The following is a 21,513-nucleotide window of genomic DNA, read 5'->3' as shown; positions in this document are numbered from 1 at the left end:
GGGCCCCAGCATGGGAATCTTATGCGTGGGTAGGTCATAACCGGGCAAACCCACTGCACCTTTACTATACAGAACCCCACTTTCTAGCTGAACTCCCTATATTTGAAAAGCTCCCCGCCTAGGCGGGGAGCTTTTCGTTAGGAAAGCAACGTTGGACAAGCGATTTTGGATGGTAACTCCCCCCTCCTCACCCCCCCACCTTCCTCATCAACCCTCCTACCTATCCACCCGCCTACCCACCAACTCCCCTACTCCTCCCGCTCCGGCTTCAGCAGCGGAAAGGCGATCACATCGCGAATACTGGGACTATCGGTGAGCAGCATCACCAGGCGATCGATACCAATGCCCTCACCACAGGTAGGCGGCATACCGTGCTCCAGAGCCGTGAGAAAGTCTTCATCCACCCCAGTAGCTTCCAGATCGCCCGCCGCCTTGCGCGCCGCCTGCAACTCAAACCGCTGCCGCTGGTCGATGGGGTCAGTCAACTCCGAGAAGCCGTTGGCGGTCTCTCGGCCCACCACAAATAGCTCAAATCGTTCCACCACCCCAGGTCGGCTGCGGTGAGGCTTCGACAGAGGCGAGATTTCTACCGGGTGGTCGATCAAGAACGTCGGCTGAATCAGAGTTTCTTCAATTTTTTGCTCAAAGACTTCATTCAGCAGTTTGCCGACCGAGTCACAGTCTTCAACACCATGCAGCTTGAGATCCTTAACCGCTGCTTTGGCCTCATCTAAGGTGTTGAACTGGCGAAAATCTAGCCCAGTGTGCTCCTGCACTAGGTCATGCATCGTTACCCGTCTCCAAGGCGGGGTCAGGTCGATGTCTACACCCTGATAGGTAATTTTGAGCGTTCCCAAAATGTCTTTAGCGAGAGTCGCGATCAGGTCTTCCGTCAAATTCATTAGATCGTGGTAGTCGGCGTAGGCCTGGTAAAACTCCACGCTGGTGAACTCAGGGTTATGGCGGGTAGACACGCCCTCGTTGCGAAAAATGCGGCCAATCTCAAACACCCGCTCAAAACCGCCCACCACTAGCCGCTTCAGGTGCAGTTCGGTAGCGATACGCAGGTAGAGATCCATCTCCAAAGTGTTGTGGTAAGTGACGAAGGGGCGCGCCTCAGCCCCCCCGGCCTCGCTTTGCAACACTGGAGTTTCAATCTCTAAGAATCCCCGATCTTCTAAATAACGACGAATGCCGGAGGTGATCAGCGCCCGCTTGCGAAAGGTGTCGCGCACGGTGGGGTTGACGATTAAATCGACGTAGCGCTGGCGGTAGCGCTTGGCCACATCCGTCAAGCCGTGCCACTTGTCGGGCAGGGGCAGCAGCGCCTTGGTCAGCAAGCTGTACTCCTGCACTTTGACCGAGAGTTCACCCTTCTCGGTGCGTTTGATGGTGCCGCGCACGCCAAGAATATCGCCTACGTCGGTGAGCTGCTTCAGGTGCTCAAAGGCCTGCTCATCCGCCGCGCCCATGTGCTCTTGAATGGTGGCTTTTTCAAGGTAGAGCTGAATGATGCCGCTCTCATCTTGCAGGGTAAAGAAGGCCAGCTTGCCAAACACCCGCCGCGCCAAAATTCTTCCGGCGAGAGAAACCGCAGCATCTACCTCGGCTCCGGCTTCTATGTCGGCGTATTTGGCCTGCAAGTCGGCGGTGTGGTGAGTGACATCCCAGCGATAGGCAAAGGGGTTTTGGCCTAGCTGCTTGAGGTCTTCTACCTTTTGCAGGCGGGCGGCGCGAATTTCGTCAAGGCTAGAGGCGCTTTGGCCTGGGCGGTTAGAGTCAGACGACATAGCTAGGGAGTGAATGGCAAAACGTCACAAGCCCCCATTATAGGGAACCCTGGCCCCCGGACTACGACGAGCGGCAATCCTTTAAAGCAGTTAAGCCTGACCGCTAGCTCCTCTCCAAACGGGAGAGTCCAGCGGTCAGGCTTGAGTTAAATCTGGCAGTAGGAGCCTAGAAGTAGGCGTAGGATGATGCCGTGGCGGCGGCGATCGCAACCAGCCCCTGCCGCACAAACGACAGCAGCAAGAAGGCAAGGATAGGTGAGATGTCAATGCCGCCCAGGGGAGGAATAATCGAGCGGAATAGGTTCAAGTAGGGGTCGGTCAGCTGGCTCAGCACCGAGAAGGGCGGGCTAAACCAATCCACATTGGGAAACCAGCTCAGAAGAATGCGTACGATCAGCAAGATCGTATAGATCGATAAAAACGTGGTGAGGGTTTGTACCAATATGTCCATTTGAGAACCTCGGCAGTAGTCGTTATCAACAATACACGGAGCGTCTAAGTCTGTCAGTTAGTGTAACGGTTTGCTTCGTCCAGCACGGAGCGAACCCGGTAGATTTGCTTAAGAGTCTATGCGGGAGGGGCTTTCCCAAGGGCGCTCAGAGTGGCCGTTGATGCCGCCGAGCTGCTGCCGCACGTCATCGATCGCGTCGTTGAGCTGGGCAATCTTGTCTTCTAAGCCGAGGCGGGCGGCTTCAATGCTCTCTTCGTCGGGGTCGTCAAATTCGCCAAAGGCCAGTCTGCCGCTGGTTTTGGGTAGCGCAGACTTAGCTTTGCCCCCCGACTGCTGAATGCGCGTGGCCGCCAACGCACCCACCACGCCGCCCAGGGTGCCACCCACCAGGGTGCCGAGCAGAAATCCACCGACGAAATTGTCTTGCTGACTCATAGGTCGTTAATCCATCTAACCCAAAGAACCGAAGCCTACAATACTCTAATTGTGGCAAAGCAACCGGCCAACTGCACAGTACAAATTCGGCGATCGCCCCCGATACCGCTTTCATTCTGACGGATTTTGGGTGGCGAGTGGGCTAGGTGCCAAAGGTGCGATCGCCCGCATCCCCCAGCCCCGGCACGATAAACCCGTGCTCATTCACCTCTTCGTCAATCATGGCGGTGTAGATAGTCACCGCAGGGTAGGCCGCCGCTAGCTTTTGCAGGGCCGGCGGTGCCGCCACAATCGAAATAATTCGCACCACCGCCGGGTCAATGCCCCGCTGAGTCAGCTGATCCATCATTGCCATGATGGTGCCGCCCGTGGCCAGCATCGGTTCACTGATGATCACTCGCGTGGCGGGGTCGAGCTGAGCCGGTAGCTTGTTGAGGTAGCAGCTGACCTCCAAAGTTTCTTCGTTGCGCACAAAGCCTACGTGGTAAACCGAAGCCAGGGGCAGCAAGGCCTGAATCCCCGGCATTAGCGCCAGCCCCGCCCGCAAAATCGGCACAATCATCGTCGGCACCTCAGGGTTAATAAATGTGGCCGGAGCCGGGCCGAGAGGCGTATTCACCGTCGTATCCATCGTTGGGATCCACTCGCGAATGGCCTCGTAGGTGAGCCAGCGGCCCAATTCTTCCATCGCCGAGCGAAACAGTGGCCCCGGCGTATCAGCATCGCGAGCTACCCCCAACCAATGCTTAACCAAAGGATGCGGCGGAACATAAATACGCAGTTGAAAGGATGACATAACCCAGGTGCCCGCGAAAAATCTGCCACATCATACCCCGGAGTCTCCCGGAGAAGCGATTCCTCCCCAACACAGAACTGATACCGCCTAAACCATCACTCCCCACTCCTTAGCCCCCCACCCATCCACTCACTTACTCATTCACCCCTACCCCTACGGCTCTCCTCCTACGGTTTATTCGGTGTAAAAACCCTGTTTTTACAGGGGTAAGCCACACCTGTGCGCACCCTTTGATTCTGTCAAGATGAACATATCGGCGCAAGGAGATAGCAATGGCAAAGCGATTTTTTGGTAAGCCTTTTATGAATTGGTACCGTCAGTTGTTACGCAACTCTAAGTATCGTTGGGTTGTGCTGTTTGGCACCCTGGTTTATCTGGTCAGCCCCATTGATATTTCTCCCGACTTTCTTCCGGTTTTAGGTTGGCTTGATGATGGTCTGATCGCTACGATCGCCGTCACTGAAATCACCCAAATTCTGCTCGATCGCAGACGTAATCTACGCCAAGTCGATGAAACGATCGCAATGACAGAATCTGTAGATACCAGCGCAACAGTAATTGACGTAGATGCTGTTGCTGTTCGCTAAACCTAGTTTGGTTCGGTTTTCAAGCACTGTTGGTGAGCAAACACCGCGACCAGCTTAGACACAATTCAACATTCTTTCAATCCATTTTCAATTAGGGGAATCCTTATGACCAATACCGTACAAGACCGCGTTAAGACCGAGTGGGAAAAAGCCCAAAAAGAAGGTGGCCAGCGCGCTAGCCGCATTCGCGAAATCGTTAAAGCTGCCGCTGCTGAAGCTCTGGCTGAACTCAGAGAAGGCTCCGGCGAAATCGAAACCCAAGGTCGCAAAACCCTCGCAGAAATGATTGCGCAACTTCGGGCTAACGAAGCGGCCGATGCAGCTACCGCTGAAGCTGTCGCCGATGCAGTTGCCGAGGCTGTTCAGGCCGAAGCGATCAATGCTGAGACCGCTACCGAGACCAGCGCCCCTGCCCCAACCTGGGCACAAATTTTTGCCGACCTGCGCTATCTAGCCGACGATCGCAAAGTTGGCTGGGCCCAGCAAATTCTGTCTGGCCTTCAAACTCAAATCGATCGCTTCGACACCAAAATGGCTACGGAACAGGGCGATCGCTACGACGTTGTCCGGCCCCTAGTACGCGGCTTTCGTTCCCTAGTAGCGTTGGCCTACGGCAAACTGGGTCAGCCCGCTGCGCCTACTGCGCCCACCCCCGTCCGCATCGTTGTGTTGGACGACGTCGAAACCTCAGTGGACGACTCGACAAACGTCTAGTTTTGGTTGGTTGTGTATTGATCCTTAGGTAAAGCAAGAGTGCCTTCGCGTGACATCGCGGAGGCTTTTTTTATTAAAGGTGCGGTTCTGCTGCTGAGGGCACCAAAAACGGTAACGAAGTACGGCGGTTACGTTGCGCTGTGCAAACCTGTGCAACGTTTCCTGGCGTGGCACTCCCTAGCGGCTGACCGACTTGATAGAACAGTGAAACGGGTTTGGTGGCTAGATCTAGGCCCACTCAATAGCGGTACTCCTCATTTTGGCGAGTGTTTACCTATGGTTAGCTCTCCTCTCGCCCAGCCTTTTCAACGCACCCAACCGGAAAGTAGCCTGTCTACCGCTGACCCGCAGCTGGCTCTAGCCGTGGCTGACGATGGTTTTTTGCGATCGCTGCTCACCGAGAGTCTGCCTGCGATCGCCCACCCCCACGAAATTGGCTCCGTCACTGTCGAGGTCGGCGTTCCCCTGCCCAATGCCCAGGGCCGCATGGATGCCGCGCTCACTTTCGAGCACATCAACTGCGTGCTGGCCGGGTCTTATCCCGATGCGCCGCCGCTGCCCGATGTTCACAATCATCGCGAATACCAGGCCATCACCCCCTGCCACTCCGACCTCGCCACCCTGGCTCAAAATGTTTCCTTGACTGAAGCTGAGGCCTTGCTGGCGCGATCGGGCTTTGACCCCGACGAGGTGCAGCACATTCTCAATTTGCCCTCCCAGGGGTGGCACAAGTCATGGTGGTACAGCCTCGCCTCAGATGGGTTTCTCACCATGCCCTTTCAGCGCCACATTCGCAGCCGCTGCTATGCAGACGGCACCGTTACCCTGCAATTTAAAGACCACTACGCCCAGCAGCGTCCCGAGGGCTTTCGCAGCCAGCCCCAAAAGATGCCGGTAGTGGTGCATTCGCCTCAGATTAGCTTTTGCGACAATCTGGCCGCCATTAATCTCAGCCGTCAGGCCTTAGCAACTCCCCAGGCCATTCTGATTGCCGATAACTTGTCAGAGCTTGAGGTTGAGGGCTACATTCGCCAAAACGTGAGCCTTTACCGCCAGCGCAGTCTAGAATACCTGCTCAACGCCAACTGCCGCTCCTGTAGTCAGGCCAAGTGCCCACTTCAGGGGGTAGATTCGTCGCCTGTGTTGGCCTGTAGGTCGTTTCGGCCCATGGATGTCGGAATGTAAACCTGCCCCGGCGGGTTCAGCAGCACAGGCATTTTGCTAGAGGTAGCATGGCGCTGAATCTGTCCCCAGCTCAAGGTTACGGCCCCGCCTGCTAGCAGCAGGCCAAACAACGCTAAGGAAACCTTGTCTTCTGTCGCTCCCATAAGGCCATCGACAGCGCCTACGGTGAGCGCTGTAGCTAGCCACGGTTGTTTTCTAAAAAGCACCTTAATGGGTCGGTCTCCTGGATGTAGCAGATTTATTGACAGTGAAGTGGCCTCTGAAGATTCCCCCTGTCTCCCTTAAAAAAGGAATGCCGAGTGAAACTTTTCGGCAAGGACCTGGGGAAGTCTGGCTTAGTTATAAAACATCGTTCCCAAGGCGGCAAAAAGCCTAACCTAGCGCAACCCCAGCCAGGTGACGATCGCCTGCCCAGTAGCCATCTCAAACAGCACCAGCGCCACAAACCCAAGCATGGCGGCGCGCCCGTTCAGCCGCTCGGCATAGTCATTAAAGCCCGCCTTAGAACGCTCAACAGTGGGGATGACGGTGGGTTCGAGGTTGGCCATGGGTTTAGGGTGTGTCATTTGCTTTCCTAGCCTACCCTATGGTTTGCCGGTTGTGATATAGGCGTGGACAGACGGGGCGATCGCCCCCTCACCCCCATCCTTGGCCACCACAGATTGCTCTACTGTCTTAAGCCGCTGGCCAGCGCTATATCAGGCGTTGCTACGGTGCATTCTGGGAAACTGGCCGGTCTAGATACAATGCCACCCGTTCCATCAATTTTGGAATGTATGTATAGAAGTGTTCGTTGCGGAGCTGCATAGCATCGACCGTGCAACTACCACAATGCATCCCTGCTGGTGGAACCGCGGTCGCCTGCACCACCTCATCCGACACGCCAGCCCAGGGCAGATGTCCTTCCGGAGCCTGCAACGAGTAGGTCACCTCCGACTCGTTTAACCAGTCACTGCTGATGAAGTCAACCTCAGCACGAGGAGCCGCTAGTTTCCAGCCGACGCGATCGCGAAAGGCATTGACCGCCGCTGCACCATCATTGGGATGAGCAGCCAGCGCCTCCTGCCAAAGACGCCGCTGCACACTGAGTCCAAACCGCCCGCTGCTGGCCGTTAGCCACATCTGGTCAATGGCGTTTATTAGCTCTGGCCGCAACAATACTGGATCAGAGGGTAGGGGATCGAAAGGTGGCCGTGAGGTTGTCCCTGGGGCCAGCAACCGTCGGGTTATGCGATCGGCAGCGGCCCAGTCCTGAGCTTGAAGGCGTTCTTGTAACAGCGCCAACTGCTCGTCAATCGCCCCGTCGACTTCGGCGTTCGCAGTCTGGCAGGTGCCCACCATTGAGCGCACGTACTCACTAGGGCTCAAGTAGTGGACAACCTGCATCTGCTGGGGCAGTTCGCTGGTGGGGCGCAGACTGACGTAGAGGCCATGCACCGAATCGGGTATTCCATAGAGATGCTCAGCATTGTTGGGCCGACCACGAAAAGGGTCTTCAAAGGGCAGTTGAGCATAGTCAGCATTGTGAGCCAGTTGTCCATAAGCACTCAGTGCAGAGGCATTGAGCAGGGTTTGCACCCGACCGGTTTGATTTTGCCACTGCACTGTTAGGGTCAGGGCTGTGCCATTTGGGTTTTGCAGGTTGTCTGCCGCCGTATTCTCTGACAGGCTGCCCGCTAGTCGGTAGGTTAAACTCCCTCTCTGGCCTAGAGAAGCCATCGTTTCACAGGCGATCCGAGAAGGGGTGCCCTGGGCATTAACGGAGAGTGGTGTAGTCGTGGCCAAAGCTACCACCAAGACACAGCCTAACGGCTTCAGGCTCAGCATCTCAGGCATAGGTGTTACCCCTACAGAATACAGACTGAGATTAGTATCAACCGTTTCGGACGAGCCCTTGCCCTCGTTGCGCAAATTGATACGCCCCAAGACCTCAATATCTACCGGGTGCCTGCCGATTTAGAAGATTTGCTCCGCGTCCGGGTCAGCGCTCTGGGAAGTTGAGATTGGCCTAGCCCCTTACAATAGAAACTCAAAACCTCGCTCTCAAGAAACCGTGGCAGCAACCTCCTCCCAAGCCGACAAGCCCACCTTAATGCTGGTAGACGGCCATTCCTTGGCCTTTCGCTCGTACTTTGCCTTTGCGAAAAATGCCGACGGCGGGTTGCGCACCTCCACCGGTATTCCCACCAGCGTGTGCTACGGCTTCTTGAAGTCGCTGCTCGACATGATGGAGGTCGAAAAGCCTCAGTATGCCGCCGTCGCCTTTGACCTCGACCAGCCTACCTTTCGCCACACGGCAGACAGCACCTACAAAGATGGTCGTCCTGAAGCCCCTGAAGGCTTTGGCGAAGACGTGCGGAATCTCAAAGAACTGCTGACTGACTTTGGCCTCAACATCTACGTCGCTCCCGGCTTCGAGGCCGACGATGTAATCGGCACCCTGGCGACCAAGGCGCTGGCAGAGGGGTTTTGCGTCAAAATTCTCAGCGGCGATCAGGATCTCTTTCAGCTGATTGACCCTGACGAGTGCATTACCGTGCTGCACCTGGGCAATGCCTTTGCTAAGGGGCCGAAGACAGGGATGGCGCAGGAGTTCAAGATTGAAGATGTCAAGGCCAAGCTCGATATTTTTCCTCACCAGGTGGTGGATTACAAAGCGCTGTGCGGTGACTCGTCAGACAACATCCCTGGCGTTAAAGGCATTGGGGCCAAGACCGCCGCTAAGCTGCTGGCTGAGTATGGCGACCTCGATGCCATCTATGCTGACATCGACAACATCAAGGGCGCGACTCAGAAAAAGCTGATTGAAGGCAAAGAGTCGGCCTACCACTCGCGCTACATGGCGAAGATTGTCACCGATGTGGATTTGCCCATCGACCTGGCCACCTGCAAGCTCGATGGCTTTGACCCCGACCTGGTGATTCCGGCACTCAAAAAGCTGGAGTTCCAAAATTTTGTCAACCGGCTAGGCAAGCTGCAAATTGCCTTTGGAGGCCAGGCTGCCGAGGAAACAGCGGCGAAAGCCAGCCAGGCGCTGAGTGAAAATTCCAGCAGCAGCAAAGAACCCAGTCGAGTCAGCCGCTTTCGGGATACTGGCGGCGCGGACGTGGCCTTCTTTACGGCGGAGGAAACGGACAGTGCCCAAGGGGTGGACGAGGTGGCGATCGCCCCTCAAATCATCACCACTGAGGCCCAGCTCTACGAACTGCTAGACATTCTCTCAGCGCAAAAAGACCCCCAAACCCCTGTTTCCTGGGACACCGAGACGACATCGCTAGAGCCGAGGGACGCCGCGCTGGTGGGTATCGGCTGCTGCTGGGGCACTGGGCGCGATGAGATGGCCTACATCCCGGTGGGCCATAGCGAGGGAGAACAGCTGCCGTTGGAGATGGTGCTAGAGGCGCTGCGCCCCATTCTCGAGAGCGCTGAGTTCCCCAAGGCGCTGCAAAATGCCAAGTACGATCGCCTGGTGCTGCGTCACCAGGGCATACATCTAGCGGGCGTAGTCTTCGACACCATGCTGGCCAGCTACGTGCTCAACCCGGAGACCAGCCACAACCTAACGGATCTGAGCCTGCGTTACCTCAACCTCTCCGCCCAGAGCTATGAGGATTTGGTGCCCAAGGGAAAGACGATCGCGGATATGGCGATCGCCGATGTAGCCAACTACTGCGGCGCCGACGTTCACACCACCTACCTGCTAGTACCCAAGCTTCAGGCTGAGTTAGACGAAGTTCCCGACCTCAAAACCCTATTTGCCGAGGTCGAGCTGCCCCTAGAGCCAGTGCTGGCGGAGATGGAATGTACGGGCATTCGCATTGACCCCGACTACCTAGCTACATTTTCTAAACAGCTTGAGATTGACCTGGCCCGCTTAGAAAAAACCGCCTATGAAGCCGCTGGGGAAACCTTTAATATGGGTTCTCCCAAACAGTTGAGCACGCTGTTTTTTGAAAAGCTGGGCCTCGACAAGCGCAAGTCGCGCAAAAACAAGTCGGGCGGCTATTCTACCGATGCGCCAACTCTGGAGAAACTCCAGGGCGACCACGCTGTGGTGGATTTGGTGGTGGAGCACCGCACCCTCTCTAAGCTGAAATCTACCTATGTGGATGCCCTACCCACCCTGATTCGGCCCGAAACCCATCGGGTGCACACTGACTTTAACCAGGCGGTGACGGCCACCGGGCGGCTGTCATCGTCGAACCCCAACCTGCAAAACATCCCCATTCGTACCGCCTTTAGCCGCAAGATTCGGGCGGCGTTCATTCCTGAAAACGGCTGGCAGCTGGTGGCGGCAGACTACTCGCAGATTGAGCTGCGCATTCTGGCTCACCTCAGTGGTGAACCTGTGCTGGTGGAGGCTTACAAAAACAACGACGACGTGCACGGCCTCACCGCTAGGCTGCTGTTCGAGAAAGACGACATCACGGCGGAAGAGCGGCGGGCGGGCAAGGTGATTAACTTTGGCGTCATTTATGGCATGGGGGCCTCTCGCTTCGCCCGCGAGGCTGGGGTCAACCGCGCCGATGCTAAGACCTTTATCGATCGCTACTACGAGCGCTACCCAAAGGTGTTTGAGTACCTGCTGAAAATGCAGCGAGAGGCGATCGCCCAGGGCTATGTGCAGACTATCTACGGGCGGCGGCGCTATTTCAACTTTACTGATGGCAAGCTGCGATCGCTGCGCGGCACCGATCCAGCCAGTATTGATCTAGATTCTCTGCGCTCCAACGGCTTCGATGCCGGCTCTCTAAGGGCAGCAGCCAACGCACCCATCCAGGGCAGCAGCGCCGACATCATCAAAATTGCCATGATTCACTTGCACGAGCTGCTGAAGGATTATCAAGCTAACCTGCTCCTCCAGGTCCACGACGAGCTGGTATTTGAGGTGCCCCCCGACGAGTGGGCAGAACTCCAGCCTAAAATCACCGCCGTAATGGAATCTGCCGTGGAGCTAAAGGTGCCCCTCAAGGTCGAAGCCCACGCCGGGCCAAACTGGATGGAAGCCAAGTAACCACCCGGAAAACCACTTTTGAGAAAGGACACTCGATGGATTCAACTCGGTATACCCGTGGGCAAGAGGCGCTGGCCAGAATTCATGGCCACATTGGCGAAGGCGTGATGAATGCATTGGGTGACATCGCCCCTGACTTTGCGCGTTTTATTATTGAGTTTCCGTACGGCGATATCTATTCTCGCAACGGGCTATCTCCAAAGGAGCGGCAGATCGCTACGATCGCATCCTTAGTCACCCTTGGCAATGCTCCCACTGAACTGAAAGCCCACATTCAAGGGTCTTTAAATGTAGGCTGCACCCGAGATGAGATTGTTGAAGTCATCATGCAAATGGCCGTGTATGCAGGTTTTCCTGCTGCGGTCAATTCATTGCTAGTCGCCAAAGATGTGTTTGCAGAGCTAGATGCTAAAGACAAAATGTAGCCCGACCGCAAACTTCAATCAACTGAAGTTTTTTTGAATCGGCTCGATTCTTGGTTCTTCGACATTATTGATATTTCACCTTGGGTTCCCCTGAGTAAATAGCCGAGGATGGTTTTTTCGCGATTGCATCTGGGCATAAATTCGCTGTAGATAGACGTAAAAATTAAGTTTTCAGAACGGCAGCAGGAGCATTCTTAGGTTTGGCGATATAGTGCGGCAAATTGTGCGTTTGGTGCATCGCTCTCTATGGCAAAGTTTTCCGCCACTGCGGCTTTTTGGGGACTGCTGATCGGCTCTAGTGTAGTAGCCTCGTCTGAGGTCATGGCGCAGGAAGTGCTCCAGGCACAGGCATCGAGCCGTCAGGCGGAAACCGAGGTAGCAGAATGGTTTGAGGCCAATCGCGATCGCCCCACCTTACTACGGGCCTTTGTGCAGCGCATGCCAAAGGGCGGCGATATTCACAGCCACTTGAGCGGGGCTGTATATGCCGAGCGCTACATACAGTGGGCGGCGGCAGACGGCTACTGCATTGATCCGGCGGGGCCTGACCTAGTCGAGCCCAGCGCCTGCAATCAAGACAGCAGCTACTTTCCGGCGGCCCAGCTCTACGGCCGCCCGGCCACCTACGATGCGTTGGTCAATCTCTGGTCGACCCGCAATCTACCCTTTGCCAACCAGTCGGGCCACGACCAGTTTTTTGAGGCGTTCGGCGGCTTTGACGCGATCTCCTCGTCCCTAACCCGCCAGGATGACATGGTGGCTGAGGTCGCCAATCGCGCCGCCTCCCAGCATATTTCTTACCTAGAGCTGTTGATGACGGTCAAAGGCAGCGAGGCGAGGCAGCTGGGGCGAACCGTGGGCTGGAACAGCAATTTTGCCCAAATGCGCCAGCGGCTGCTCGACGAGGGCCTAATGGATCTAGTTGCCCAGGGCAGTCAGGATATGGCCGCCCTCGAACGCGAGGTGGACAAAACCTTAGGCTGTGAGACACCGCGCCCCCAGCCCGGCTGTGAGGTGACAGTGCGATATTTGCAGCAGACCACCCGCACCCGCCTGCCCGAAGAAGTGTTTGCCCAGTTTGTCTACGCCTTTGAGCTGGCTAAAGCCGACTCCCGAGTGGTCGGCATCAACCTGGTGGCTCCAGAAGATAACCCTGTGGCCCTGCGCGACTATAGCCTGCACATGGAGATGCTCGGCTTTCTTAAAGCCCAGTTTCCTGAGGTCAACATTTCGCTTCACGCTGGCGAGCTGACCCTGGGGCTGGTGCCGCCCGACGACCTGCGCTTTCACATTCGTCAGGCAGTGGAGGTGGCCCAGGCCAGCCGCATTGGGCATGGGGTCGCTATTCTCTACGAAAACGAGCCCTTTCAACTGCTGGAGGAAATGCGCCGCCGGGGCGTACTGGTGGAAATTTGCCTCACCAGCAACGAGGTAATTCTCAATGTCGAGGGCGACGAGCATCCCTTTCTCGACTACCGGGCCGCTGGGGTACCGATGACCCTGGCCTCCGATGATGAGGGCATTGCTCGCATCGACCTGAGCAACGAGTATGGGCTGGCGGCACAGCGCTACGACCTGGGCTACCGCGACCTCAAGCAGCTGGCCCGCAACAGCTTGGAATATAGCTTTCTAACGGGGGACAGTCTTTGGGCCTCGCCCGAATTTAACCAGCTCTCAGTTCCCTGTGCCGAAGATATTCCTGGTTCAGCAACGACTTCGGCGGGCTGCGCCAGCTTTTTGGGGGGGAGCGATCGCGCCCGCACCCAGTGGCGGCTCGAAACCGAATTTGCCGAATTTGAGTCGCTATCGTCGTTTCGGTCTCGCTGATGGCACAGGTTTTGGTTGTTACCGGCGGCAGTCGGGGAATTGGCGCTGCTACGGCCCGCTTAGCGGCTGAGCGAGGATGTGCGGTCTGCGTCAACTATCTGCACAACTCAGCGGCGGCCCATGGGGTGGTTGACTCAATCATCCAAGAGGGCGGACGCGCAGTCGCCGTTGCCGCCGATATTTCCTTAGAAAACGATGTGCTCCGCCTTTTTCAAACTGTGGATGAGCAGCTGGGCACGCTGACGGCCCTGGTGAATAATGCCGGCATTTTGGAGCAGCAACGGCGCGTGGATGAACTCGATGCCGCCCGGCTCAACCGAGTCTTTGCCGCCAATGTAACCGGCAGCTTTCTCTGCGCGCGGGAAGCCGTGAAGCGCATGTCAACGAAGTATGGCGGGGTCGGTGGGGCGATCGTCAATGTGTCATCGGTGGCGGCGCGGCTGGGGTCGCCAGGAGAATATGTAGACTACGCCGCGTCTAAAGGCGCGATCGACAGTCTCACTATTGGCCTAGCGAAGGAAGTGGCCGCCGAGGGCATTCGCGTCAACGCGGTGCGCCCGGGGTTCATCTACACCGATATTCACGCCAGAGGCGGAGAGCCCGATCGCGTCGAGCGTGTACAGTCTGCTGTACCCATGCAGCGAGGCGGGCAAGCGGTGGAAGTGGCCCAGGCAATTCTGTGGCTGCTTTCGTCAGAGGCCTCCTACACCACAGGGTCATTCATTGATATAGCGGGTGGCAAGTGAATTGGAAGTTTCCTCAAATGCCTGCTGTAGGAACCTGGGTTTTGGATAGACGAGCGGAGTGCACAGATTTACCGTTTGGATGAGCCAGCCCAGACGACTGTCAACCTTTCCACCTGCAACCCAGCTATCCGACCAGCAAACTTGCCCTACTCCCCGCACAAAAGTTGGATAGATGGGGTAAGTTTAGGCCTGTGGTTTGGCCTTCCTCGGTTATGGGTTTTAAGCGTTTCTTCACCGGTCTTTGCCTGGGTCTCGTACTCAGCGTGTGTCTGTCTTGTTCCCAACGGGCGCTGTTCTCGGAAACTCCTGCTCCAGCAACCCCAACTGCTGAAGCTGAGACCATATCCCCCGCTGAGGCCCGTGAGAGTGCAGTCACAGATGTGGCTCCAGCCCCGCCAGAGTTGTCTGCCGAAGCCGAGGCGATCGTGGCCAGCATAGCGGGAGGTCTAGCCAACCCACCCCGCAAGGATGTGCGACTGGTAGCTATTAGCGATCTCAATAGCGCCTACGGCTCGACCGACTACGACCCTGAGGTAGATAGGGCGATCGCCCTATTACCCTTCTGGCAGCCCGACCTGGTGGTGTGCGGCGGCGACATGGTGGCGGGGCAAAGTCCATCTCTTACGGCACCTCAAATTCAAGCCATGTGGCAGGCGTTTGATGACCATGTAGCAGCGCCCCTGCGCCGACAAGCCGTGCCCTTTGGCTTTACCATCGGCAACCACGATGCCTCGGGTGCCAAGGGTCCCAACAACCAATTTCTCTTTCAGCAGGAGCGCGACTTAGCCACGGCCTACTGGACAGCCGCCGAGCATAGCCCTGGGGTTAACTTTATCGATCGCACCGATTTTCCCTTTTACTATACCTTCGAGCAGCAGGGGATTTTCTTCATGGCCTGGGATGGCTCATCGAGCCGCCTGCCTGAGGAAAAGTTGGCCTGGGTGGAGCAAGCCCTAGCCAGCGACGCGGCCCAGCAGGCCAAGGCGCGCATTTTGCTGAGCCACTTGCCCCTCTACGGCATCGCGGTGGGGCGCGACAAACCCGGGGAAGTGCTCGACAACCCCGATCAGCTGCGGGCCATGCTAGAGCGCTACAACGTGCACACCTACATCAGCGGCCATCAGCACGCCTACTATCCTGGCCACCGAGGCAATCTTCAGCTGTTGCACACCGGCATTTTGGGGTCTGGACCGCGCGCGCTAATCGACAGCAGTCTGCCGCCAGGGAAAGTGCTGACCGTGATCGACGTTGACTTTGCCGACCCAGAGTTGACCACCTACACCAGCTACGACATGGCAACCCTGCGCACCATTGAGTACGCAGAGCTGCCTCGGTTTTTGGCAGGTCATAACGGCATTGTGCTGCGGCGAGATGTCAGCTACGACGAGCTCGCCCCCGACGAAAAATCCTTTTGCGAACAGCGGTTAGGCCCAGCCTTCTGCACTGGGCATGTGCCCTTTCCTAGACCCAAAACTTACAGCGCCTAGCCACTGCCTGAACCCCATTTAGCAGGGCTAGGCAGCGGCATATTCTGTGCTAGTCTGATAAGGATTACGGGCAACTATGCCCGAATTTCCTTGTCTGTATTACTTCGTACTGACAGCTAATCATGACGACTCTGCCTGGAGCAATGGGAGGTGGCTCGACCGCTCCGGGGCAATCTAGAACAGTCTGTAGGTTTAACAACCTGTTGTTTGATTCGTTAGTGCATGCCCAGGAGTATAGAAGCGATTTCGTATGACTCAAGTCGTTGTAGGTGAAAACGAAGGCATTGAATCGGCCCTGCGTCGCTTTAAGCGGCAGGTATCTAAGGCCGGGGTTTTTTCAGAAGTTAAGCGTCGTCGCCACTTCGAGACGCCCCAAGAAAAGCAAAAGCGCAAAGCTGTTGCGCGCCGTAAAAAGCGCTTTCGTTAAGCCCTAGCTCGTGTAAGACACGGGTAAGGCAACTGTTAAAAAAGAGGGATGCTGCTGGTCAGTGTCCCTCTTTTGTTGCGGCCAGGGGGGCGGGCTAGTCGTCGGCGTTGGCGGTGACCAGGGTCAGCAGAGGGCCAACTTGCTCTTGGCCACTCACCGTCAAGTCGCTGTGGCAGAGCACAACGCGATCGCTGACTCGTCCCAGTAGATCGCGCAAAATGCGCTCAGGGCGATCGCGGTGCAGCGTTTCAATATCCTCAGTAGTCCAGGGGCGGCCCCGGTACGACCCCAAAAATATTGGGTAGCCAAACAGCAGATTGTCGGTACCAGCCAGCCAGCGGGGCGACCCGGCGTCAATCCAAAAGTGCCAGCGGTGGCGCAGGCGTTGCAGGCGGTACTGGTACACCGTGGCGATGGTGATCACTTGGGCCGACTCTACCGGGTAGGGGTTGGCGGTCACGGTGCCCTGGCGCAGCAGCAGAATAAACCGCTCTAGGGAATTGCGGATCGGTTCCGCCGGTTTTTTGGCCAGCATGGGCGCTACCTGGCGCAGGCGATCGTCCACTGCCCAGTAGTGCTGGGCGGTTTCCATTAGCTCTCGCAGGGCGGCCAGCTGATCGGCAGGTAGGTGACTACCGCCCCAATAAAAGGCTTGAATGGCGCGATCGAGCACGCTCAACACTCCCGGGGTCAAGCGCTGCTGGCGCTGCTGGCGCTGTTGCTCAATCCACTGGCGCAGACGGCTGTAAGCCTCGGTGGCCTTGTAGCCAAGCCGATCCCAGCGTTCGAAGCGCTCTACGGGCAACAGTTCGGGCTGCTCCAGACTGGGTTCAAAGCAGTGGTCAACCAGCAGCTCGGCCCGCACTGGGTCAATCTGCACAGCCTCAAACCAGGGGCCGACCTCCGGAGCCTGGGGAATCTGGCTCAGCACCACCAGCATTTCGGCCACCTCCTCAGCGGTAGCCAGCCGCCCCAAACCGGGATAGACAAAGGTGAGCAGAGTGAGCAGCGATCGCACCAGGGGGGAGTGAATCACCGGTCGCTGGTCGCTGAGGGAGGCCACAGGCAGCCCCCGATCGCTGAGGATTTCAGCCAGGGTGTAGCGGGCGATCGCATCTAAACCCGGCCCAATAATCGCAATGTCGTGAGGAGCGACCTGGCCTTCTTTCACCACCTCAACCACTCGCTCCGCCGTTTGGCGCAGCAGCTCTCCCCGCGACACCGTTTGCAGGGTTTGAAAACAAGGCAGCGGTTCCGGCAGCGCTAGGGGATCCATGACCCACTCCACCACCCGATCTCCCCACTTGTAAGCCAAGGAGTCGGTTGCTGGGGTGGCTTGATCAGTCACCTGGCACTGATCTCGAAGCTGTTCGAGGGCATCAGGATCGGCTCCCAGCCCCATGCGCACCTTGCCATGGCGGTTCCAGGTCATGGCCACGGGCCGCCCAGCATCGATAAACACTTGTAGCCACTGGGCAGCGATCGCCGGATACTCATCTAGGTCATCGGCAAATATGCCGCCGTAGCGGGCCAGCAGTTTCTCTTGGTAGAGAGGGTGGGGCAGCAAATGCCGCCAGTAAAGCTCGGTCATTACCCCGTAGGTCAGCAGACCCCGCGCCAGACACCAGTCGCGCCACTCGACCAGCGCATTGCCAATGGCCTGCCATACCGCTTCGGAGGCAAAGCCTGAGGGAATGCCCTCGGGCAACAGCACGGGCAGATCTTCTGCCGGAATGCCGCCAGCGGCCGCTAGCTGCAAAAAATCGAGCGATCGCCGCACGGTCTGAGCTTCTAGCCAGCCCTCCACCGCTAGGGTGCCATCTAAGATTTGTTGCCGCCAATGCTCGGCGGCCAGCTCCTGCTCATTTTCGGGTCGCAGCCGTAGCGGAAACTGGGGTGACAGGCCTAGCTCAGCCACCAGCAGCGGCCAAAATAGGGTCACCTCATCTTGAATAAACCCGTTGGGCGTAGTCGTGACCGCCGCCACACCGGGGGCAATATCTCCTAGCCGCGAGGCCAGCCGCAGGCGGTTGTCGCCGTTGGCCGCAAAGATTAAGTGGCTCTGGCCGAGCTCTAGTAGCGCGGAAGTATCTGGGCGCAGCTGCTCCAGCAGCCAGGTGGTCTTGCCGCTGCCCGTTGCACCCTCAAGCCATTGGGGCGAGTTTGCCATGCCAACCCGAGGTAAACGCTATGCCTACTCTAACTCCGACTCCAGATACAAGACAGCCGAGGCAGTAGACTGCCTCGGCTGCCGCTGAGATTCGTTTGCTGAACCGCAGAGATTATTTAAGAGACAGAGATTGCCACCACCAGAAGCCCGCCCACCAGAGCGAAGGCCAGGCCGCCCAAAATCAAATAGTTGCGCTTTTGGCTAGGGTCCGGGGGCTCAGCCTCATACATCTTAGGCTCAGTGGCAAAGTTGTTGAGGCGACCGCCCTCTTCGGTGGTGTAAGGCATAGCTATAATCCTTCTTAAAACTTGACTAACCTTAAAAGAAGGTTACCTGAATACAGCCTTTCTGGATACCCTCCGACTGGCGGGGATCGCATTGTGCCATTAGACTCCTGTTGCCAAAGGCTGGCGCGGCACGAGATTTAAGGGCAGTGGTTGACCCACAATCGGAGCCAGCACTCGGGTCGAATGTCCCTGGGCCGCGATCGCCGCCTGCAGCGCTTGAGGCTCCCCTACCGTCTTGAGCCAGTTGATCAGCATTCCACTATAGGTGACTGCGCCCGCATCGGCGGTGGGCAGCACCACCTGGGGTCGCAGCCAATCCACCAGTTCTAAAGCCCCCTTCTGACCGCGAATGATCGGCCCCACCACAGGCAGCGCCAGATCGACCACCGGGGTGATCACCACATCCACGGGGCCTTCCGCCTTTAGCTCAGGCCGGTGAAAGCCGTGGGGCTCGTAGAACAGGGAAGTCCCAGCCTCACCGCACGAAACGTCTCGCAGAATGTAGCCGTTTTCCACCACCAACGGCCCCATGGGAGTGCCAGGAATCGCTTTAATGGTCACCTGCTGGTTAAGGGTGAAGGTTTCGCCATGGCTGAGGGCAGTAACTTGGCTGTAGCCAAGACTCTCTGCCACCTTCGCCGCACTGGGCGAACCCACTACCGGAATAGCGCGATCGAGGGCCTTGAGGGTGGGGGGATGGGCGTGGTCTTCTAACCCCTGGCTGAGCAAAATTAGGTCGATCGCCTCGGGCAGCAGCTGAGGTTGGGGATGCTCTCCTTTAAATAGCCAGGTTTGCTGACCAAATACCAGCTCTCCCACCAGCCAAGGGTCAACCAGAATGCGCTGTCCTCCCATGGTAATCAGCCAAGAGTTGCTGTCGAGCCAGGTGACTTCCATCGCACATTCTCTATAGAGCGCCATGCCACCTAGTGTAACGGATTCTTTACAAAGCCATGGCTAACTAGCTGAGGCGCAACAAGCGGCAGGCGAAAACGGAGCCGAAAAAGTCTTCAGGCCAAGATCGCACTTGAGGGTAATTGGGCGCTGGCCTGCAAACAAACCTCGAAATTGTGCAAATGCTCTGATCCCCGTATAATCCATCTTGGTTTAAGAGATGACGTTTGCTATCATTGCTCCCCGCCAATTTTGCCATGCCCCCTCTCCCGCTCAAGCCCTACACCGTGCTGATTACGGCAACCGGCAAATCGCCTATCACCCTCAGGTTGTGCCCGGTGCCGCTGCTGGTAGGGCTAGCGGTGCTGGTAGGGCTGCCCTTCACTTGGATTAGCCTGCTGCTTTATCAAAACGTACAGCTCGTTCAGCGCAACCAAAATTTGTCTGAAACCGCTAGCGAAGTACTTACCGAGCTAGACGCCATTGGCAATGAGATCGAGGTGCTCAAAAATCGAGCTGGCTTACCCGAGCAGAGCATTGAAAACACTCGCGTCCCTAACTCCAAAGCGGAGATTCCTCCCCGAGGCGGCGTGGCAGAGGAGGCTCCAGCTGAGGTCATGTTCGACGCGGCCCGCCGTCAGCTACCAAGTTTAGAGGTCATGCTGGCTCGGGCCGTAAAGCCAGCCCTTGAGCAAACCCTGGAGTCCGAAGCCGAGCAGGCGGCGGCCTTCCCCAATGGCAAACCGATCGCAGGCGAGCCATCGATTTCCTCAGAGTTTGGGCTGCGGCCCAACCCCTTTGGCCGACGAGGCTACGAAATGCATGAGGGCGTAGATTTTGCCGGGCCAGTGGGCAAACCGATTTTGGCCACTGCGGAGGGTGTGGTGGTGCGAGCCGACTACAACGGCGGCTACGGCAACCACGTCAGAATCGACCACGGCTACAACTACGAAACCCTCTATGGGCACCTGTCAAAGCTGGAGGTCAAGATTGGCGATCGCGTCCAGCGAGGCGATGTGGTGGGCTATCTGGGCAGCACCGGGCGCTCCTCTGGTCCTCACCTGCACTACAGCATCTACCGCAACGGTCAGGCGGTGAATCCTCGCCATTATTTGAAGCTTGCGGAAACTAAATAGTAGGATCGGGAAAACTACCTGGGCCGACGCCGGCATTACCGATCTATGGGCAACACCTTTGGGGATTTATTTCGCATCACCACCTTTGGCGAATCCCATGGCGGTGGGGTGGGGGTGGTCATCGACGGCTGCCCGCCCCGCCTAGAGATTTCCGCCGAGGAAATTCAGGCTGAGCTCGATCGCCGTCGTCCCGGTCAGAGCAAAATTACTACCCCCCGCAAAGAGAGCGATCGCTGCGAAATTCTCTCCGGAGTCTTTCAGGGCAAGACCCTGGGCACACCCATCTCGATTCTGGTGCGCAACGAAAATACCCGCCCCCAAGACTACAGCGAGATGGTCACCGCCTATCGCCCCTCTCACGCCGATGCCACCTACGACGCCAAGTACGGCCTGCGCAATTACCAAGGCGGCGGACGCTCTTCAGCCCGAGAAACCATTGGTCGGGTGGCGGCGGGGGCGATCGCCAAAAAGATCCTCCACCAGATTACCGGCACTGAGATCATCGGCTACGTCAAACGCATCCAGGATCTGGAGGGCAGCGTGGACCCCAGCACGGTCACCCTAGAGCAGGTCGAGAGCAACATTGTCCGCTGCCCCGACCCGATCGCCGCCGAGCAAATGATCGACCGAGTTGAAGCCATCCGCGACCAGGGAGATTCCGTCGGTGGCGTGGTGGAGTGCGTAGCTCGCGGCGTCAAAGTCGGGCTGGGTTCCCCCGTATTTGACAAGCTCGAAGCCGACCTGGCCAAGGGCGTAATGTCGCTGCCCGCCAGCAAGGGTTTTGAAATTGGCTCTGGATTCGCCGGTACCCTGCTCACCGGCAGCGAGCATAACGACGAATTCTACACCGACGAGGCGGGCACCCTCCGCACCCGCACCAATCGCTCCGGCGGCACCCAAGGGGGCATCTCCAACGGCGAAAACATTATCATTCGCGTTGCCTTTAAGCCCACCGCCACCATTCGCAAAGCCCAAAACACCGTCACTAACACCGGCGAAGCCACTGTATTAGAAGCCCGAGGCCGCCACGACCCCTGCGTGCTGCCCCGCGCTGTGCCCATGGTCGAAGCCATGGTGGCTCTGGTGCTGTGCGACCACCTGCTGCGCCACCACGGCCAGTGTGAGCTGTTTTAGTTGACGGC

General features: G+C 57.4%; 21 protein-coding genes. 11 read left to right on the top strand and 10 right to left on the bottom strand.

Annotation, left to right across the window (positions count from 1 at the left end; all coding sequences use genetic code 11):
• Positions 1 to 248: 248 nt before the first annotated feature.
• From lysS to upp, 4 genes are all read right to left on the bottom strand, one after another.
• Positions 249 to 1,790, bottom strand: a complete 1,542-nt coding sequence (gene lysS / locus NC979_RS07710; protein ID WP_190514564.1) for a lysine--tRNA ligase — start codon at positions 1,788 to 1,790, stop codon at positions 249 to 251.
• 166 nt (positions 1,791 to 1,956) lie between these two features.
• A complete protein-coding gene (locus tag NC979_RS07705) occupies positions 1,957 to 2,241 on the bottom strand; it encodes a YggT family protein (protein ID WP_190514563.1) in 285 nt (94 codons plus the stop codon).
• A 108-nt stretch (positions 2,242 to 2,349) separates the two neighbouring features.
• The gene (locus tag NC979_RS07700) at positions 2,350 to 2,676 is read right to left on the bottom strand and encodes a ssl2009 family thylakoid membrane protein (protein ID WP_190514562.1); all 327 of its coding nucleotides are present in this window, start codon (positions 2,674 to 2,676) and stop codon (positions 2,350 to 2,352) included.
• A 142-nt stretch (positions 2,677 to 2,818) separates the two neighbouring features.
• Complete coding sequence (gene upp, locus NC979_RS07695; RefSeq protein ID WP_190514561.1) at positions 2,819 to 3,472, bottom strand: uracil phosphoribosyltransferase; 654 nt, start codon at positions 3,470 to 3,472, stop codon at positions 2,819 to 2,821.
• Between the two features lie 272 nt (positions 3,473 to 3,744).
• Here upp and NC979_RS07690 point away from each other — a divergent pair, with 272 nt between their 5' ends.
• From NC979_RS07690 to NC979_RS07680, 3 genes are all read left to right on the top strand, one after another.
• Positions 3,745 to 4,059, top strand: coding sequence for a YkvA family protein (locus NC979_RS07690; protein ID WP_190514560.1), 315 nt, complete (start codon positions 3,745 to 3,747; stop codon positions 4,057 to 4,059).
• 105 nt (positions 4,060 to 4,164) lie between these two features.
• A complete protein-coding gene (locus NC979_RS07685) occupies positions 4,165 to 4,773 on the top strand; it encodes a hypothetical protein (RefSeq protein WP_190514559.1) in 609 nt (202 codons plus the stop codon).
• 276 nt (positions 4,774 to 5,049) lie between these two features.
• Entirely contained in the window at positions 5,050 to 5,958 is a 909-nt protein-coding gene (locus NC979_RS07680; protein ID WP_190514558.1) for a hypothetical protein, read from the top strand.
• Here NC979_RS07680 and NC979_RS07675 read toward each other — a convergent pair.
• From NC979_RS07675 to NC979_RS07665, 3 genes are all read right to left on the bottom strand, one after another.
• A complete protein-coding gene (locus tag NC979_RS07675; RefSeq protein WP_190514557.1) occupies positions 5,892 to 6,101 on the bottom strand; it encodes a hypothetical protein in 210 nt (69 codons plus the stop codon). The two genes, NC979_RS07680 and NC979_RS07675, sit on opposite strands and share 67 nt — an antisense overlap.
• Before the next feature lie 234 nt (positions 6,102 to 6,335).
• Complete coding sequence (locus NC979_RS07670; RefSeq protein WP_431191036.1) at positions 6,336 to 6,524, bottom strand: hypothetical protein; 189 nt, start codon at positions 6,522 to 6,524, stop codon at positions 6,336 to 6,338.
• A gap of 142 nt (positions 6,525 to 6,666) precedes the next feature.
• Positions 6,667 to 7,794, bottom strand: a complete 1,128-nt coding sequence (locus NC979_RS07665; RefSeq protein ID WP_190514556.1) for a GUN4 domain-containing protein — start codon at positions 7,792 to 7,794, stop codon at positions 6,667 to 6,669.
• Between the two features lie 217 nt (positions 7,795 to 8,011).
• On the opposite strand from NC979_RS07665, the gene polA reads away from it, so the two are divergent.
• From polA to rpsU, 6 genes are all read left to right on the top strand, one after another.
• A complete protein-coding gene (gene polA / locus NC979_RS07660) occupies positions 8,012 to 10,972 on the top strand; it encodes a DNA polymerase I (protein WP_431191035.1) in 2,961 nt (986 codons plus the stop codon).
• 35 nt (positions 10,973 to 11,007) lie between these two features.
• Positions 11,008 to 11,397 carry a carboxymuconolactone decarboxylase family protein gene (locus tag NC979_RS07655; RefSeq protein ID WP_190514555.1) on the top strand — a complete coding sequence of 130 codons (390 nt, stop codon included), beginning with the start codon at positions 11,008 to 11,010 and terminating at the stop codon, positions 11,395 to 11,397.
• 246 nt (positions 11,398 to 11,643) lie between these two features.
• Positions 11,644 to 13,224, top strand: coding sequence for an adenosine deaminase family protein (locus NC979_RS07650; RefSeq protein ID WP_199308616.1), 1,581 nt, complete (start codon positions 11,644 to 11,646; stop codon positions 13,222 to 13,224).
• Complete coding sequence (locus NC979_RS07645; RefSeq protein WP_190514554.1) at positions 13,224 to 13,970, top strand: SDR family oxidoreductase; 747 nt, start codon at positions 13,224 to 13,226, stop codon at positions 13,968 to 13,970. The genes NC979_RS07650 and NC979_RS07645 overlap by 1 nt, the downstream gene beginning before the upstream one ends.
• A 212-nt stretch (positions 13,971 to 14,182) precedes the next feature.
• On the top strand, positions 14,183 to 15,457 hold the full coding sequence (locus NC979_RS07640) for a metallophosphoesterase family protein (protein WP_190514553.1): 1,275 nt from the start codon (positions 14,183 to 14,185) through the stop codon (positions 15,455 to 15,457).
• A 250-nt stretch (positions 15,458 to 15,707) separates the two neighbouring features.
• Positions 15,708 to 15,884, top strand: coding sequence for a 30S ribosomal protein S21 (rpsU, locus tag NC979_RS07635; RefSeq protein WP_073606751.1), 177 nt, complete (start codon positions 15,708 to 15,710; stop codon positions 15,882 to 15,884).
• A 94-nt stretch (positions 15,885 to 15,978) separates the two neighbouring features.
• Here rpsU and NC979_RS07630 read toward each other — a convergent pair whose 3' ends face one another.
• The 3 genes from NC979_RS07630 to NC979_RS07620 all read right to left on the bottom strand — a co-directional run bounded on the left by NC979_RS07630 (position 15,979) and on the right by NC979_RS07620 (position 19,262).
• A complete protein-coding gene (locus NC979_RS07630; RefSeq protein ID WP_190514552.1) occupies positions 15,979 to 18,054 on the bottom strand; it encodes a PD-(D/E)XK nuclease family protein in 2,076 nt (691 codons plus the stop codon).
• A gap of 116 nt (positions 18,055 to 18,170) precedes the next feature.
• Entirely contained in the window at positions 18,171 to 18,341 is a 171-nt protein-coding gene (gene psb34 / locus NC979_RS07625) for a photosystem II assembly protein Psb34 (protein ID WP_190514551.1), read from the bottom strand.
• A 99-nt stretch (positions 18,342 to 18,440) separates the two neighbouring features.
• On the bottom strand, positions 18,441 to 19,262 hold the full coding sequence (locus NC979_RS07620; RefSeq protein WP_242023777.1) for an MBL fold metallo-hydrolase: 822 nt from the start codon (positions 19,260 to 19,262) through the stop codon (positions 18,441 to 18,443).
• A 230-nt stretch (positions 19,263 to 19,492) separates the two neighbouring features.
• On the opposite strand from NC979_RS07620, the gene NC979_RS07615 reads away from it, so the two are divergent.
• Both NC979_RS07615 and aroC read left to right on the top strand, forming a co-directional pair.
• Positions 19,493 to 20,371, top strand: coding sequence for a M23 family metallopeptidase (locus tag NC979_RS07615; RefSeq protein WP_190514550.1), 879 nt, complete (start codon positions 19,493 to 19,495; stop codon positions 20,369 to 20,371).
• A 45-nt stretch (positions 20,372 to 20,416) separates the two neighbouring features.
• Positions 20,417 to 21,505: a chorismate synthase gene (aroC, locus tag NC979_RS07610; protein WP_190514549.1), complete on the top strand. Its 1,089-nt coding sequence runs from the start codon at positions 20,417 to 20,419 to the stop codon at positions 21,503 to 21,505.
• The last annotated feature ends 8 nt before the right edge of the window (positions 21,506 to 21,513 follow it).

The sequence above is a fragment of the Leptolyngbya subtilissima AS-A7 genome, assembly GCF_039962255.1.
Classification (GTDB): domain Bacteria; phylum Cyanobacteriota; class Cyanobacteriia; order Phormidesmidales; family Phormidesmidaceae; genus Nodosilinea.
Note: the sequence above shows the minus strand (reverse complement) of the source record. Positions and strands in the feature narration are given on the sequence as shown.